Origin of the sequence: Desulfatiglans sp. (assembly GCA_012513605.1) — a bacterium.
GTDB lineage: Bacteria > Desulfobacterota > DSM-4660 > Desulfatiglandales > HGW-15 > JAAZBV01.
In genome coordinates this window covers 34,720-50,937 of sequence record JAAZBV010000017.1, presented here as the reverse complement: position 1 = coordinate 50,937, position 16,218 = coordinate 34,720, and the positions used below count along the sequence as shown (strand labels likewise).

Below are 16,218 nucleotides of genomic sequence, written 5' to 3'. Positions count from 1 at the left end.
TATTTTGACAAAAAATAAGAGACCTAAAAAGATTCTATTCCCGGCTAAAAAAATCCTCTGCACCACCGATCTTAGCGAACCGTCATATGAAGGGATTTCTGCTGCTGCTATAATAGCAGAGACCCTCCCGGCAGAGCTTATCTTGATACATGTTGTGCCCCCTGTTTTCCATGGAGGTTCCACACTTGCTCCTGCCGGGTTTGATGCAAGGGAATACTATGAGGAGATGAAGGAGATCGCAAAAAATAATCTGGAAGAACATATAAAAAAGCAGATACCCAAAGAGATAAAGGTAAAGATATTGATAAAGGAGGGGAATGCCCCTGATCAAATAGTAAAGACCGCTGAAAAAGAAGATGTTGACCTCATAGTTATGGCAACACATGGCTGGACAGGGTGGCGAAGGTTTATTTTCGGTTCAGTCGCTGAAAAGGTGGTCAGGCTTTCAACCATTCCGGTTCTCACAATACCGGAACCCTGAAATCTCCATCTATACCCTGCAACTGTTTTACCTGTACACATCTACAGAAAGTATGCTATTTGCTTACCCTGTGCAATAAAAGCGCACAGGGTCATATAAATGACCAGTCAGAATTATTACAATACAGAAAGAGAAATAGGGATGTTCGGATTCGGAAAAAAAAAGGTTGAAACAGTTATAGAGCCTGTTGAAGAAAAAACGGGCTTTTTCAGTCGCCTGAAACAGGGGCTTAAAAAGACAAGGGATGGGTTTACAGGCAGGCTTGACCGGCTTTTTCTCGGTAAAAAAGAGATAGATGCAGAACTCCTTGACGAGCTTGAAGAGATACTTTTCACTTCTGACCTCGGGGTAGAGGCATCAAAGGAGCTTATTGAGCTTATAAGAGAAGGGGTGGAGAGGAAGAACCTTGATAACCCATCACAGCTAAAGGCCGCACTTAAAGAAAAGATAATAGAGTTCCTTACCATAGCTGAACCGGAGGAAAAAGAGCCAAAACAGGGTGAACCCCTGGTTATCATGATGATTGGCGTGAACGGTGTGGGTAAAACCACCACAATCGGCAAGGTGGCAGCGCTTTATACAAATGAGGGTAAAAAGGTGATGCTTGCAGCAGGAGACACCTTCAGGGCTGCTGCGGCTGAACAACTCGCCATCTGGGGTGAAAGGGTTGGAGCGGATGTAATAAGGCAGAATGAAGGGGCAGACCCATCTGCAGTGGTTTATGATGCGGTGAGCGCTGCTGTAAGCAGGCAGATCGATATCCTGCTGATAGATACGGCCGGAAGGCTGCATACAAAGGTAAACCTGATGGAGGAGCTGGGCAAGATCTACAGGGTGGCAGGTAAAAAGCTTCCCGGTGCGCCCCACCAGGTCTGGCTTGTTTTGGATGCCACAACCGGGCAGAATGCCATCTCACAGGCAGAGATATTCCACAAGACCCTTGGCCTTAACGGAATAATCCTGACAAAACTGGATGGCACAGCCAAGGGGGGGATTGTAGTGGGCATTTCCAGACAGCTTGGCATACCAATAAAATATATTGGTGTTGGTGAAAAAATGGATGATTTAAGGCCATTTAATGCAAAGGATTTTGCCGAGGCAATTTTTTCAGAATAGACTGTAGAATTTACATAAAAATTTCTTGTATTTACCTTAAAAAAGATCTATCTTTATACTGTTTTGCAAGGGGGTATCAACTCATAAAATAAGAGATGCTTCTATTAAGTTACTAAAGACATATCCGGTCTATCTTTTGATGCCGGAGAATCATAGATGTACAGTCAGACAGTAAGGGGAAAAGAGGCATTTTCTATGATTTACAGTTAATGGATCTAAAAGGCTTTTCTGGAGGAAGGCATGAAAAAGACAAATTTATTTTTCATGAAACTGCTTGTTATTATAGCCCTGTTTTCTTTTTCAGGGACAAGCAGCGCCTATGACCTGCCAAAATGGGCCTCAAAACCGGTACAATGGGCCAAACATGTTGCCCAGTGGTTCGGATATGATGACAAAGATGAAAACGGGCCTGCAAACACCACGGCAACTGTAGTTGAAAAGGCATCAGAGACACCAGCTAATAAAGAACAAACAGTTACAATATTAAATGCCAGGGAGCAGCATCAACAAACAGGCGCTTACCTTTATAATCTGGAGACCATCAATTTCAGTGATGAAATTCCTGATTATGGCATAAGGGTCAGGGGCCCTTTTAATAATACCAGCATTGATCTTTATGCATGGTATGGGGATGCTATTTATCCTTCGGCAACTACAGATGATAATCTTGGCCCGTTGACACTCTCTGCCCTTGAACAGGATATGTATAGGTACAATACCAGGAATGGCAATGTAGCAGCGAGATTATCCTATCACCTGCCCTTCCTGAGCATTTTACATCAGGGTATGGCACCTTCAGTTAACATAGAATCATCCTACAGGTTTGACAGCCAGCCGTCATATGAAGTATCCGGGTCACATAAAGCCACTGATTACAGTTGGCAGACAGGGATTTCCTACAAAGGTAAAAACCTGATTAATCTGCCTGCCTCGCCTGTTGGAATAAACTGGGGTATAGGATACAACTACATGACAGGCTCAGATAATTATGATGCTCTGGAAAATGATTATAAAAGCCATAATTACCATTCAGGGAATATTTTTGCAGGTTCCTACTGGCATAACCTGAAATTATATACCATGTTCATGTATCGTTATGACAGCCAGTCAAATGGGGGCATGGCCACTTTTAGTGCCTCCTTTTCCCCGAGCCTCAGGTGGTCATACGGGATAAGGGCAAACTTCTACAACAACAGTAATAACATTAATGGGAAGGGAATAAACAGCAACCCTGAGCAGGTATCATTTACTGCCACCTATAGATGGGATTAATAAAGGTATCAAAATCAGCTTTTTTTGGTTTTCAGATGAATAAAAATATAGAGGCCGCGCTTAACCCGTGGCCTCTATATTTTTTGCAGCCCATGCAGGTTGCTTACTTGCCGTAAAGATCCTCTATCACCTTTTCAAGCCCTCCGATTTCTTCAAGGGATTCCCTTGTAGGCTTAAGTGTCTCCTTATCCCATCCTATTACATCGCAAAACTGACTTATCTGTTTTTTGATGTCAATTGTGATGCCCTTTAGCGGACCTTCGGTTAAAGGAGGTTCACCTGTTGCCCTTTTTGTAAGTATATCCTCTGTCGGGTCCTGACCGGCCTTGAGATTAAAGGCATGCCTCAGATTGAATATCCTCTTTCCTGTATCAAGAAGATCCTTTTCATTAAAATCCCAGCCTGTTGCAGCAGCTATATATCTTGCCATAGCACCGGGTGGCGCAGCAAAATTGCTAAATGCACAGAGACCGGCAGAATTCTGTACCTCTGTCTCAAAGGTATTCCCGGCATCCATCTGGCCTTTATCTTTTACATTGTACCTGAGATCAGGCGGCATATTCATCTCTATGATCCCTGACCCACCCTTCACATGACGACCTGGTGTAGGGTCATACCTGTATGTCCTTGCAAAACCGGGTGCAAACCTTGGGTCATGCATGGGGAGCTCTATGCCCCTTGCATTCTGGAGATACTCAAACCCTTTTCCCAGTTTTTTTGCAGCCGCCTCTGAACCAAGAGCAAGTATCCTGCCAAAACCTTTCTGGTCTGCAATGGCCTGGGTCATTTCAACAATGGCATCTGCATTGCCCCAGGTGAGGGCAATATCCCCTGTTTCAGCTTTTGTGATAATGCCATTTTCATAACACTCCATTGCCCAGGCAATGGTTGCCCCGGCAGAGATGGTATCAAGGCCATATTTATTGCAGATATCATTGCATTTGATTACAGATTCGGCATTGCTGTTAAGCATCATGGCGCCAAAGGCCCCGAGGGTCTCATACTCAGGCCTGTCTGTATCCGGTACAGGCCATTTACCATCCTTTACGCTGTAATGCGCGCCACAACCTAACGGGCAGTTTGCGCAGGCATATTTACCAGTATTATACCTGTCGTCATAGGCCAGCGTAGCGAGTTTTTCCGCTTCAGATGGCCCCATATCTGTTTCACCTGCCCCGCCCCAGTTCTTAACAGGGGTATCGCCCTTAAGGATGTTTCCGCCTGTTCCGCCCCCTGTACCAAAGGCCCCAAACCCCTGGATCATGCCGGCCATCGGGCCATCCTTCATAGACTGTAATATTTCGGAAGATATGGCTTTAAATTCATCAGGTTTTGCCACACTGAATTTCCCAGTCCCTTTTACAGCAATAGCCTTAAGCCTTTTTGAGCCCATAACAGCCCCGCATCCGCCCCTGCCTGCTGCACGGTGTTTTTCATTAATAACGCATGACATGAGCGAAAGCATCTCACCTGCCTGACCTATTATTGCTGCCCTGAGTTTCTTTTCACCAGTCTCCTCTATGAGCCCTTCAAGGGTTTGAACAGTGTCTTTTCCCCAGAGATTCGATGCATCACGTATCTCCGCCTTACCGTCATTAATATAGATATATACCGGTTTTTGCGAGGCGCCTGTTACTATTAACCCGTCATAACCAGCCTTTTTCAGCTCAGGCCCGAAAAAACCGCCGGAGTTGGCATCGTTCCACCCATTTGTAACCGGTGACTTGCATACTACAGTATAACGGCCACCGAAAAGTGCGCCTGTTCCATTCAGAAGCCCTGACATAAAGCCTATGGCATTATCAGGGCCAAGGGGGTCGGCGTCAGGCCTGACCAGTTCATATAATATCTTTGCACCGATCCCATACCCTCCGATATATGTTTTTACATACTCCTCTGATAACTCCTCAACCCGTTGTTTTCCTGATAAAAGATCAACAAATAAGATCCTGCCTGTATAAGCTCCACCCATCCAATACCTCCTCATGAATAAATTTGAGATTTCAAATCTCAAATTTGAAATCTATATATGCCCATTTATTAAAAATAACATATCGGAAATTCTAATGGAACATGGTTCATCTGTCAATCCTATTAAGGGGGCAGGAGATCAGAAACGATTTTTGTGTGCAGGGATATTATACCTTGACATCCCTCCTGATTTAATCTAAATAAAGCGCAAAAACAATAGTTCTGGATGTGAAACAATTATGGAAAATAAGGATAGTGATAATAAATATATAGTACCTGCAGTTGACCAGGCTATACGCGTACTTTTGTGCCTTGCAGGTTCAAAATCATCCCACATGGGTTTAACCGAGATATGCGAAGAGGTGGGGATTCATAAGAGCAAGGCATTTGGCATTCTCCACACACTTCAGAGGTTCAACCTCGTGCAGAGCAGGGGCCGGAAAAAGGGCTATTCCCTTGGTACAGGCCTTATTGCCCTTTCAAGGAAGGTGCTTGATGGCATAAATGTGATTGCATTTGCAGACCCGATAATAAAAGACCTCTCTGACAAGGTAAACGGCACCGCAGCGCTTGGAATTATAGATGGTGATACGGTAGTTGTTGTATCACGCTATGAAAGTGACAAAAAGATAATTGTAACAACCCGTGTGGGCAAACATGTCCCTCTCTCATTTGGCGCACATGGAAAGGCCATAGCGGCTTTTTTACCAGAGGATGAGCTGAATGAACTCCTGAAAAAGGAGAAACTCTATTTCCATGGTGCCCCGGAAAATTTTGATAGAGAGCGGTTGATGAAGGAGCTTGCGCTGGCCAGGGAAACAGGTTATGCAACCGATATAGGTGAGATAACACCGGGGCTTAATGCTGCTGCTGCACCTGTTATTGACATCAGCAAAAAACCGATCGGTTATCTTCTGGTGCTGGGTCTGTTTTCAACCGAAGAGATAAAGGAATACGGCCCGCTGGTGGCTAAAGCAGCCCAGGACCTCTCAAAACAGCTCGGGGCAAATATTGATGATTACCTCAAGGATACGAAAGGTTAGCCTTAACACTCTTAATCACCGATTATCTCTCTTACCTTCTGCGAGATATTATTAAGTGTAAAAGGTTTCTGTATAAAGCCGTTACAGCCCCTGTCCATGATCTCCCTTGCCTGGCCGTCAAGGCTGTAACCGCTTGAGAGGAGCACCCTTACATTACTGTCTACCTCTTTAAGCCTGTCAAAGGTTTCCATGCCTCCCATCCCGGGCATAATCATATCAAGCAGAACAAGGCTGATATTCTTATGTTCTTTACTAAAGATATCTATGGCCTTTTTACCGTTTTCAGCAACAATCACATTGTACCCAAGTTTCTTAAGCATCTGCTCACCAGTATAGGTAATGATCTCCTCATCATCAACCAGTAATATTGTACCGGCCCCGGTAAAGAGCTGATCAGATGTTGCATCTTCATTTATAAAATATTCCCCGGTTGATGGCAGATAGATGCTGAAGGTGGTCTCCCTGCCCTGTACGGATGATACATCTATGTACCCGCCGTGCCCCTTAATTATGCCATAGGCAGAAGCAAGCCCTAAGCCTGTCCCTTTTGCCAGCCCCTTTGTAGTAAAAAAGGGTTCAAAAACCCTGTCTATTACCCCTGGGGCAATACCGATGCCTGTATCCCTGACTGATAAAAGAATATATTTGCCCTTTTTTGCCTTGTAGGGCTTATCACCTATATCCCTGTCAGTAACATTTGAGCTCCTGATGGTAAGTGTCCCGCCGTGAGGCATTGCATCAGAGGCATTTATAAAGAGATTCAAGAGCGTCTGCTCTATCTGCCCCTGATCCGCCTTTACACCTGCGATTTTTGGTTCAAGGTCAAGTATGATCTGTATATCCTTTCTGGTGGCACCAAAGGTTTCAGAGGTCTCCTTTACAACAAGGTTCAGGTTTATGGGTTTTATCTCAAATTTGCCTTCCCTTGCATAACCTAAAAGCTGGCTCGTGAGGTTGGCCCCGTTTTTTACAAGCTTCTCTATATTGAGAAGATTCTTATGTGTGGGGCTCTCCTCCTTCACATCAAGGAGTGCAATGGATGCATTCCCCTGTATACCCATGAGGAGATTATTGAAGTTATGGGCAATACCCCCGGCAAGGGTGCCCATTGACTGCATCTTCTGGGCATGTATAAGCTGTCTTTCAAGTATCTTCCTGTCTGAGATATCGAGCACGGAAACGACAAGGGTCATTCTCCCGTAATAGAGCACGGAGGATGCGCTTATCTCTACATCAAGTAACTCCCCGTTTTGCTTGATTAGGCGTGCATTGAACAGCTCATTGCCTGTATTTACCCTGAGGTGATTCAACAGCATCCTGAGATCTGCCTGCTGATATGAAAAATCCATAAGTTTATCAATTGAAAGCCCGCTCAGTTCAGCAGAGGAATACCCGGTCAAGTCCTTGTATTTCGGGTTTGCATAGACATGGAGATCATTCTGCAATATTGCGATGCCATTATTTGAATGCTCGATTAATGACCTGAAGTTCTCCTCACTGTTTTTAAGTTTATGATAATTGAGTGAAGAATAGAGTGATACCCCGACAAAATCTGCAATAACCCTGAAGAGGTTTACATGATCCTGTGAAAAGATGCCTGGCTCTGAATGGCTCAGGTTGATTACCCCCCTGATCCTGTCTTCAATCGAAAATGGCACTGATAAAAGGCTTTTGATCTTCACCTGTGTTTCAGGGCCAGATGAAAACAGCCCTGAACCTTCCGCATTTTCTATCAACACCGGGTTGTTATCCATTAATGCCTTTCCGGCTGCGCCCCTGTCAGCATCAGGCGAATATATTACCCTTTCCTTTGAAAAGACCATTCTTGGATCAATAACATATTTCTGCCTGTTATGGTCTGAGGCGCATATGAGGTACAGCCCCTCACGTTTTCTATCCTGAAACATTACTGAGCAGTTCTCTGCAACCGTGTTCCGGATAATTATCGTAAGAAGCTCTTCACAGAGCCTCTTAAAGTCGTGCACATTTATTATTACCCTGCCCAATTCATGAATAACCGAGAGGTCTGAGATTCTGTTTTCGTACCTCTCCTGAATGGCTTTAACCTGCTCCCTTAAAATACTGAGACTCTTACCTTCCTGCTCCGCTTCCACCATTTCCATCCTTCTATTTCATAACCTCAAAAAAGGCCTCAATTTCGTCTCTCTGTTCCTTTAAACTTTTAACCATTTCGTCTGCTTCATCTCTTGATATGCCAAGCTCTTCCCTTATTCGAGTAATTGCAGGCGCCTTTGTTGTCCAGTTATCACCAAACTCTGCCCGCTGGCTCAGATAATCAGAAAAGGCCACAACCAGGGCTAGCCTTTGATATTTTGAAGGGGAATCCTCTACTGAATGATGGTCCCTTGCAGGCACATGGATCATTTCCGGAAAATTCCACTGCTCCATCAGCATGCCGGTAAGGGTGGCATGATTGATACCCAGGATAAGACTTTCTGCCCTGTACAGATCTATCTCATTCTCCTTTGCATGGGAGACCGCGGCGGCATATTCATCCGGGAAATAAATGGCAAAAACAATCTTACCCATATCATGCAGCAGCCCGCTTATGAATATCTGCTCGGACTGTAAAATACCCAGTTTTTTGGCAATATTGCGGGAGGCAAATCCACACCCGAGTGAATGGATCCACAGGCCCTTCATGTTGAAATTTTTACCGGCATCTTTATTGCTGAATGTTGAAATAACACTCATCCCTATTGTAAGGCTTACCACCTCATTAAACCCTATAATGGTGATTGCCCTTGGAATGGAATCTATCTCCTTCATCATCCCATAATATGCGGAATTGGAGAGCCTCAAAATCTTGTTAGCGATTGCAGGGTCTTTGCTTATTAACTCCGCGAGTATTCTTGCTGAGGTGTTTTCCTCTTTGGCCATTGAGAGGATTTTTTCCACAATCACAGGCAGTGTCGGCACCTGCGTGTTTCTGTCCCGAATAAGATCCTGTATTTTTTGATCAACCTTCATTATAGATCCACCTCTAAAAGATATATTTTCCGAGTCTATCAATATGATCCTCAAAGCCATTTTGCATGAAGCATGCCACAATATTGTTTCTAAAGAAGATAATTGCCTCTTCTATATCGTTGTATTGCCTCCTTTTTTAAATGGAGGGGAAAAACATGTGTCATTTTTTTGGCCTGACAGGGGATTATCGTCAAAATAAAAGCAAAGGATATTGTGTCAAGCATTGTATTTTTTAGATTCAAAGATGTAAGGTGACAAATTAGGCTACCCTTATTATATTGTCTTTATTAATGTCATATAAGAGATATAAGGCTGCTTAAAACTGAAAGGAAAGACTATGCACAGGATGTTAATCAGCGACACCGGTATTGAGGTCTCACGGCTCGGCCTTGGGGGTATTCCACTTCAGCGCATAACTGAAAATGAGGCTATTGAGGTTGTATCTTATGCAATCGAAAAGGGTATAGATTTCATTGATACCGCCAGAAATTATACAGTAAGCGAATCAAGGATAGGCAAGGCCATAGAACAGGCCGGTAAAAGGGTGATTCTATCCAGCAAGTCTGTTAACCGCACAGCCGACGGTATCAGAAAAGATATAGAAAAAAGCATGATGGAGCTTAAGGTCAGCCATATAGATTTTTATCACTGCCACTCTGTTGGAAGCAACGAGGATTACAGGCGCGTTACAGCAAAGGATGGTGCCCTTAACGGGCTTTTAAAAGCAAAAGAAGAGGGGGTAATAGGGCATACAGGGATATCGAGCTACAATGTGGAGGTAATGGATAGGATTATCGATGATAACCTGTTTGAGACGATAATGGCGGGGTTTAATATAGTGGAGCCTATAGCCTATAAATCAGTCATACCAAAGGCAATGGAGAAAAAGAGAGGTATATTTATCATGAAGCCCCTTGCGGGTGGGGTTACAGGAATACCTGAACTGGCACTGAGGTGGGCGTTCTCATTTCCGGGGTTGATTGTGATAACAGGCATGGAAAGCAAAGAAGAGGTGGATAAAAATTGGGAGATTTTACTGGGGGGCTATAGTTTTACCGATGAGGATAAGCAGCGCATAATAACCCAGAACAGGGAGTTTACAGGCAGGTTCTGCCACAGGTGCCTGTACTGCGAGCCATGTACTGTTGACATCCCCATATACAAGATACTCAGCATCAAAAACATGGTAAAGATACACGGGAATAAGATACTTAACAGTCCTGATTTTGAAGATACCCTTGAAAGGGCAAAGAACTGCATACAGTGCAATGACTGCCTCATAAGGTGCCCATATAACCTGCCCATACCCTTTATGATGAAGGAGCTTGTAAAATGGGCAGATTATGAGAGAAACAAACTTGGTGATGGGATGTATTAATTAGCGACCATCCCCCGCAACCTTGACCACGAAGGCCGCGACAATTGACTTTCCTGGAGCGACAATATTCCAAATGAATCATTACTTTTGGAAAAAATCATCGAGTCCCATTTCCAGATCGTATCGAATTATTTTCAGAAGCAACCCATTGGGGACATCTTTATTACCGTGATCAGGAATCGTAACTTTCCGCCCATCCTGGTGTTCAAATCTGATATGAGATCCCTTTTGCCTGATTTTTTTTAAACCAAGTTTATTCACCTTTTGAATAAGCTCTTAAAAAGATATTGCCGGGTACTTGGTCATCAGATTGCCAACTCGATATCGCGTATTCCAATAAAAGTTGATTGATCGACAAAACCTTCATCTTCAATACAGGCATCAATTGCCTCTTTAATATTTTCAATCGCCTCATCAATATTATACCCATAGCTTCTGCAACCTTTAAATAAAGGGCATTCAACAATAAATACGCCATCTTTATCCTGTTCAATTATAATGGGATAATGTCTTTTCATTCCTCACCTCACATTGTTAAGTAAATTAATCTTAAAACAAAAAATATTACTTAGCAACAATGATATTATTTTGAACTATTTTGGATGGGTCCGCTAAGCGGCATGCCGTATGCACTATCTTCCAGCTTCGAGCTTTGAGCCTTGAGCTTAAATATTGCTTTCCCCTAACAGCCTAAAGCCTAAATTGCTACAGTCTTCTTATTCTTCTGTCTTCTGTATTCTTCTTTGAGCTTTCAGCATTCAGCTAAATCTTTGAGGCTGCTACTCGGCTGACAGCCTTATATAATCAATAAAAAGCACTATCTTTTTAACAGGGCTCACTGTAAAAATCAAAAACTTGTCTATTATTGAGGTATTCATCCTGCGCCCTGTCCCTGATGTAATCAGGGATTCCATATCTATCCTGATATGATTCATACCCTTTTTTAATATAAACCTCTGATTATATCTGTCCTTATATTCCGTGTTATCTATTGTGTCATCTATCCTTACAATAATACTTCTTCCTGTTTCGTCAGGGTTATACACATCAAAACAGATTGCCTTATATTTACTCCAGTTTTTGGCCTTAAGCCTTGGTTTAAAACCCGGATAAGGTGATGGGTACATCTCAAGCATGAGCGATGACTTGCCATGAGTTACATGACTGTTGCTGATACTCATGAGTGTATGACATTGCCAGTTTACCTCATCAAGCTGCTGATCAGATTCAAAATCAAAAAGGATATGCTCTTTTGCAGGCTTACCGGGGTTGCAGCATAAAAACAGCATACTTGAAAAGGCAAAGTTTAAAGCAAGAATATACCTGATAATCCTGTGTTTCATTTTCGTAGGACTTTACGGCTGACCAGTGCCAGGGAAGTAGGTTTGCCCTGTAATGTCTTTGAATATTTTTTTCATTCGAGTATGCCTTTGTTAAGGGGGGCATCTTTTCAGTGTATTCAATAGTTTTGTCTATTACAGAGTTGTCAGCAAGATCAACCTCAAAAAAGAATCCCCTCTCACCCACGCCTTCTTTAAAACTGTGAAGATTGTATTTGTAACTTACAAGGTATCTATTGTCTGCTATCTTTTCTACACGCCAGCCGATAGGTTTCACATCATCACCCTTTTCTCTGATAAAATCCTTAATACACGGTCGACAGGAAAATCTTTGCTTACGATATGAGAATTTATAACAAGGTTAAGGGCCTTTTGCTCAGGAGAGATATTATCCGAGCATCCGAAAAAGAGACAAAAAAATAACAGTAATAGATAAAATATTTTTTGATTTAAAAGAAAACACATTTTTTACCTCATAAAAAAAGCTTTCAGCTTTCAGCTTTTTTCTTTCCCTACAAGCCTATGGTCTATAGTCTACAGCCTGTCTTCATTCCTCCTCTCCCAGCCTCAGGCAACCTTACAATCTAACAGTGCCCCCTTCCCTATTTCCATCATTAATAACATAACCTGGCTATGGATTTCTATGTTAATTAAACATATCTGATCCAATATTCACAATGGTATCAGAATCAAGTCCACATATTTTTCTAAGCAATTTTTGCGGACCATGCTCAATAAATCTGTCAGGAATTCCCACAAACCTGATATCAGCATTTATTTTTTCTTCCATGCATAATTCATTAACAGCGCTGCCAAATCCACCTTTTACAGCATTTTCTTCAACAATGATGGCTTTTCCTGTTTTCGCTATGCATTCCAAGATCACATCATCAATAGGCTTAACAAACCTGGCATTTATAAGTGTTGTGCTGACACCTTTTTTTTCCAGCATTTTAGATGCCTGCAAGGCTTCCTGATAAATTGTCCCTATTGCTACAATAGTCAGCATATCTCCCATTTTAACCACTTCACTTTTACCAATTTCCAGCACTCTCAACTCTCGTTTTTCCGCGCCATAGCCATCCCCCCTTGGATATCTAATGGCTACAGGTTTACCTATTTTTATGGCGGTGAAAAGCATATGTCTTAATTCCTCCTCATCTTTCGGGGCCATTACAATAAGATTCGGGATATGCCTCAGATAAGAAAGATCAAAACATCCATGATGAGTCGGGCCGTCATCGCCAACCAAGCCGGCCCGATCAATAGCAAATACAACCGGCAGGTCCTGTAGGCAGACATCATGCACTATCGCGTCATACGCCCTCTGAAGAAAAGTGGAATAAATAGCGCATACAGGCTTAAAGCCCTGACTGGCAAGCCCTGCCGCAAAAACAACAGCATGCTGCTCAGCTATCCCAACGTCAAAGAACCTGTCTAGAAAGAACTTCTGAAATCGTGACAGGCCCGTTCCATCAGCCATGGCAGCTGTTATACCGACTATGGAATTATCCTCCATCGCGAACTCTATTAACGAGTCTGCAAAGACATTTGTAAAAGAAGGGTTTCTGGGAGAGCCCAACTTTTCTCCATTACATAAATTGAATGGAGATATTCCGTGGAACTTGGACACATCCTGTTCTGCGAAAGAATAACCTTTGCCTTTTATCGTCCTGAGATGAATCAGGGAGGGCCCGTCATATTCCTTTGCCTTCTGAAAAGATTCCAAAATTTCGTCTATTTTATGTCCGTCCACAGGACCAATATAATTAAGACCGAGTTTCTCAAAAAGAAGACCTGGTGCACCCACCTCCTTTATATGTGATTTCAGATCAATCAGTTCATCTCTTAAAGCATCTCCCTGTTTAATCAATTTCCCAAGTGTATTCTTGACATTCTGGTAAACTTCCGTCTTTTCAATCCTGTGAGTGTATTCTGAAAAGGCCCCCACATTTTTTGATATGGACATACGGTTGTCATTCAGGATGATGATGACCCTTGTGTTTAAATAACCTGCCTGATTCAATGCCTCCAGGGCATTGCCGCCTGTCAGAGCCCCATCTCCGATAACGGCAATAACATTAAAGTCTTCATTTTTCAGGTCCCTGGCCTTGGCAATACCCAACGCGGCGGAAAGTGATGTAGAGGCGTGCCCAGTACCATACGCATCATGTTTACTTTCATGGATATTCGGGAACCCGCTCAATCCCTTAAACTGCCTCAGCGTAACAAATGCATCCTTTCTTCCTGTAAGAATCTTGTGGGCGTAACATTGATGCCCCACATCCCAGATTATCTTATCTGTGGGGCTCCTAAAAAAATAATGCAGGGCAACGGTCAATTCTACTGCGCCGAGAGAGGCCCCGAGATGACCGCCTGTCTTACAAACATTATCAAGCATGAACTGCCGAATCTCCCCGGCCAATAATGGAAGCTCTTTTATTCTTAATTTCTTCAGATCTTCCACGCCGCTGATTTTGTCCAGCAGTGCAAGGTTTTTGTTAACTTCCATGCTATCCCCTCATTGCCCATTAAATATTTTTGTCTTAAGCAGGCTGTTGATTTCCTCTTTAAAGTCTTTTCTGATTCGAGCCCATTCCATCCTGAACCATGGAGTGAAATTTTCAGAGTTAGAATTTATTTCCCTGTCAAGGTCATCAGGATTGATGTACTTCCAATCTGCAATTTCACTGATATCATTACGAACGACCCCATTGGCCTTTCCAATAAAGACCGAACAGAGTTCATTTTCAGAACCGGTTTCATCGTACCTGGCTTGGTATTGAAATTTATAAAGAAAATTCAGCGTGGTTGAAATCCCCAACTCTTCAGTCAGGCGCCTGTGAGCTGCTGCCTCACAGTCTTCACCCTTACACGGATGACTGCAAACGCTGTTGGACCAGTAAAGCGGCCATAGAGGCTTTAAGAAGCTCCGCCTCTGAACAAGCAGTTCCTTACAGTCGTTAAAGATAAAAATGGAGAATGCCCTGTGCAATATACCTTCACCTTTATGGCAATCCTCTTTTGATTCATAACCGATAATCTGATCAGTCTGGTCAACGATTATTAATTTATTTTTCAAAGGAACTGTCAGGGCTCTCCACCCGCCCCCGGAAAAAACTGTATAACAGCTTTACATCATCTATATTGTTGCACATAGAGAAGGTCTTGTTCATAACCCAGACAATAGCCAGATACACCGCTGAACCGGTGATCAAAGCCACAATAAAGACTAAATAGGATAATAAAGTAACTGTCTCTGTTCTAAAAATATTCAAAGGCAGAAAATAGAAAAAAGCTGCCATTGCCAGTGCCCCGATTAAAGGAGCGGCCAGTTGTCTTAGATAATCAAACAGACCTGCCTTTATTATCTTCCCGGAAAAAAACAACCAGGGAAAAACCATAGCGATCACACTTATTAAAACTGAAACAGCTGTGCCTGTCATATTGTAATGAAAGGTAAAAACGTATATAGTTATCAAAAAAATTAAACACCGTATACCCTGCGTGATCATTTCATACTTGGGATACGCGGTACCGGTGAATAACGGTGTTCCTGTTGATGTCAATGACTTCACCAAACCAGCCATACCAAGAATCTGCATAGGAAAAACCATTGGGAGCCATTTTTCACCTAGAAGAAGCATTACAAAATCATGCCCGAGAAAAATAATAAACACAGAAAATGGAAAGGTAATCAGGGTAATTATCCGCAATAAACTCATAAACGTTTTCTTTAACAATATGTTGTCGTCCTGTATTTTGGCATAGGTCGGGAGGGCAACACGATTGGCCACATAGTTAATTTCAGTAGCGGGAAGGTTTGATATCTGAAAAGCCATACGGTAATATCCGAGGCTTGCATCTCCAAGCAGCTTGGCCACAAAAAAATTATCTAAAAATCCACTTATAAGTATCAATATGCTGGAGCCTGTAATCCACCTTCCAAACCCCATTAACTTTTTCGCCTTTTCCCATTGTATTGAGAATCGCGGTCTGTAGTTATCCAATACAAAACTTGTTATCAAACGGGTGAGCGATCCGGCAAAATAACCAAAAACCAAAGCCCATACACTTGGATTAATTATCGCATATGTAACTGCAACGATAAACTCAATGATCGTGCCGCTGCTTTCATAAAAAACCTGTTTTTTATAGTCCATCTTTTTCAGGAATAAAAAAACAGATGAATTTGAAATGGAAGACATGAACAGCGCGATCGCCATTACAGGAAGTATAATCTTTATCTGCTCAGTGTTAAAAAAAGAAGCAGCCCAGGTTGAAGATGCTGTTAACACTGCAAGCAGAAAAGCACCCCTTATTATCATCAATGACCATGCCGTATCCAGATATTTATACACATCTTCCTTGCTCTGTATCAATGCGTGTTGAAACCCTGGCTGAGAAATAGCATCGGAAATGATGATTATCATTAAAGCGATTCCCATCAGCCCAAAATCAACAGGTGAAAGCAGTCTTCCTAAAATAACCAGGCGGGCAAAATACATGATTTGAACCCCTACTCTGAGGCCAATAACCCAAAAACTTCCAGCTATAGCCTGTCTTGCCAAGGAGTCATTTGCACCGGTATTTTTTATTGAAAAAACTGTATTTTTCATTAACCCT

The 16,218-nt window shown here is 42.6% G+C and carries 14 protein-coding genes and 1 pseudogene; 5 read left to right on the top strand and 10 right to left on the bottom strand.

What is annotated here, in order from left to right; all coding sequences use genetic code 11:
• Nucleotides 1-4 precede the first annotated feature (4 nt).
• The 3 genes from GX654_02085 to GX654_02075 all read left to right on the top strand — a co-directional run bounded on the left by GX654_02085 (nucleotide 5) and on the right by GX654_02075 (nucleotide 2,869).
• Nucleotides 5-481 (top strand): universal stress protein, encoded by a 477-nt coding sequence (locus GX654_02085; protein NLD35636.1) that lies wholly within the window; start codon nucleotides 5-7, stop codon nucleotides 479-481.
• Between the two features lie 141 nt (nucleotides 482-622).
• On the top strand, nucleotides 623-1,597 hold the full coding sequence (ftsY, locus tag GX654_02080) for a signal recognition particle-docking protein FtsY (GenBank protein ID NLD35635.1): 975 nt from the start codon (nucleotides 623-625) through the stop codon (nucleotides 1,595-1,597).
• A 240-nt stretch (nucleotides 1,598-1,837) separates the two neighbouring features.
• Nucleotides 1,838-2,869 carry a hypothetical protein gene (locus GX654_02075; GenBank protein NLD35634.1) on the top strand — a complete coding sequence of 344 codons (1,032 nt, stop codon included), beginning with the start codon at nucleotides 1,838-1,840 and terminating at the stop codon, nucleotides 2,867-2,869.
• A 103-nt stretch (nucleotides 2,870-2,972) separates the two neighbouring features.
• Here GX654_02075 and GX654_02070 read toward each other — a convergent pair whose 3' ends face one another.
• Complete coding sequence (locus GX654_02070; protein NLD35633.1) at nucleotides 2,973-4,841, bottom strand: aldehyde ferredoxin oxidoreductase family protein; 1,869 nt, start codon at nucleotides 4,839-4,841, stop codon at nucleotides 2,973-2,975.
• A 238-nt stretch (nucleotides 4,842-5,079) separates the two neighbouring features.
• On the opposite strand from GX654_02070, the gene GX654_02065 reads away from it, so the two are divergent.
• Nucleotides 5,080-5,883 carry an IclR family transcriptional regulator gene (locus tag GX654_02065; protein ID NLD35632.1) on the top strand — a complete coding sequence of 268 codons (804 nt, stop codon included), beginning with the start codon at nucleotides 5,080-5,082 and terminating at the stop codon, nucleotides 5,881-5,883.
• 11 nt (nucleotides 5,884-5,894) lie between these two features.
• On the opposite strand, the gene GX654_02060 is transcribed toward GX654_02065, so the two are convergent.
• Nucleotides 5,895-8,000: a response regulator gene (locus GX654_02060; protein NLD35631.1), complete on the bottom strand. Its 2,106-nt coding sequence runs from the start codon at nucleotides 7,998-8,000 to the stop codon at nucleotides 5,895-5,897.
• A gap of 10 nt (nucleotides 8,001-8,010) precedes the next feature.
• Nucleotides 8,011-8,874 carry an HDOD domain-containing protein gene (locus GX654_02055; GenBank protein NLD35630.1) on the bottom strand — a complete coding sequence of 288 codons (864 nt, stop codon included), beginning with the start codon at nucleotides 8,872-8,874 and terminating at the stop codon, nucleotides 8,011-8,013.
• Between the two features lie 337 nt (nucleotides 8,875-9,211).
• Between GX654_02055 and GX654_02050 the strand changes: the two genes are divergently transcribed.
• Nucleotides 9,212-10,252: an aldo/keto reductase gene (locus GX654_02050; protein NLD35629.1), complete on the top strand. Its 1,041-nt coding sequence runs from the start codon at nucleotides 9,212-9,214 to the stop codon at nucleotides 10,250-10,252.
• A gap of 81 nt (nucleotides 10,253-10,333) precedes the next feature.
• Here the strand turns inward: GX654_02050 and GX654_02045 are convergent.
• The 7 genes and pseudogenes from GX654_02045 to GX654_02015 form a co-directional block, all read right to left on the bottom strand.
• Nucleotides 10,334-10,558 (bottom strand): annotated as a pseudogene (locus tag GX654_02045) (addiction module toxin, HicA family).
• On the bottom strand, nucleotides 10,558-10,770 hold the full coding sequence (locus GX654_02040) for a type II toxin-antitoxin system HicB family antitoxin (GenBank protein NLD35628.1): 213 nt from the start codon (nucleotides 10,768-10,770) through the stop codon (nucleotides 10,558-10,560). Before GX654_02040 ends, GX654_02045 begins: the two are co-directional and overlap by 1 nt.
• Before the next feature lie 261 nt (nucleotides 10,771-11,031).
• Nucleotides 11,032-11,595, bottom strand: a complete 564-nt coding sequence (locus GX654_02035; GenBank protein NLD35627.1) for a hypothetical protein — start codon at nucleotides 11,593-11,595, stop codon at nucleotides 11,032-11,034.
• Nucleotides 11,513-11,869, bottom strand: a complete 357-nt coding sequence (locus GX654_02030; GenBank protein ID NLD35626.1) for a hypothetical protein — start codon at nucleotides 11,867-11,869, stop codon at nucleotides 11,513-11,515. Before GX654_02030 ends, GX654_02035 begins: the two co-directional genes overlap by 83 nt.
• Before the next feature lie 369 nt (nucleotides 11,870-12,238).
• Nucleotides 12,239-14,104 (bottom strand): 1-deoxy-D-xylulose-5-phosphate synthase, encoded by a 1,866-nt coding sequence (locus tag GX654_02025; GenBank protein NLD35625.1) that lies wholly within the window; start codon nucleotides 14,102-14,104, stop codon nucleotides 12,239-12,241.
• Between the two features lie 9 nt (nucleotides 14,105-14,113).
• The gene (gene idi, locus GX654_02020) at nucleotides 14,114-14,686 is read right to left on the bottom strand and encodes an isopentenyl-diphosphate Delta-isomerase (protein ID NLD35624.1); all 573 of its coding nucleotides are present in this window, start codon (nucleotides 14,684-14,686) and stop codon (nucleotides 14,114-14,116) included.
• The gene (locus tag GX654_02015) at nucleotides 14,664-16,211 is read right to left on the bottom strand and encodes a lipopolysaccharide biosynthesis protein (protein ID NLD35623.1); all 1,548 of its coding nucleotides are present in this window, start codon (nucleotides 16,209-16,211) and stop codon (nucleotides 14,664-14,666) included. The genes idi and GX654_02015 overlap by 23 nt, the downstream gene beginning before the upstream one ends.
• Between the last annotated feature and the right edge of the window lie 7 nt (nucleotides 16,212-16,218).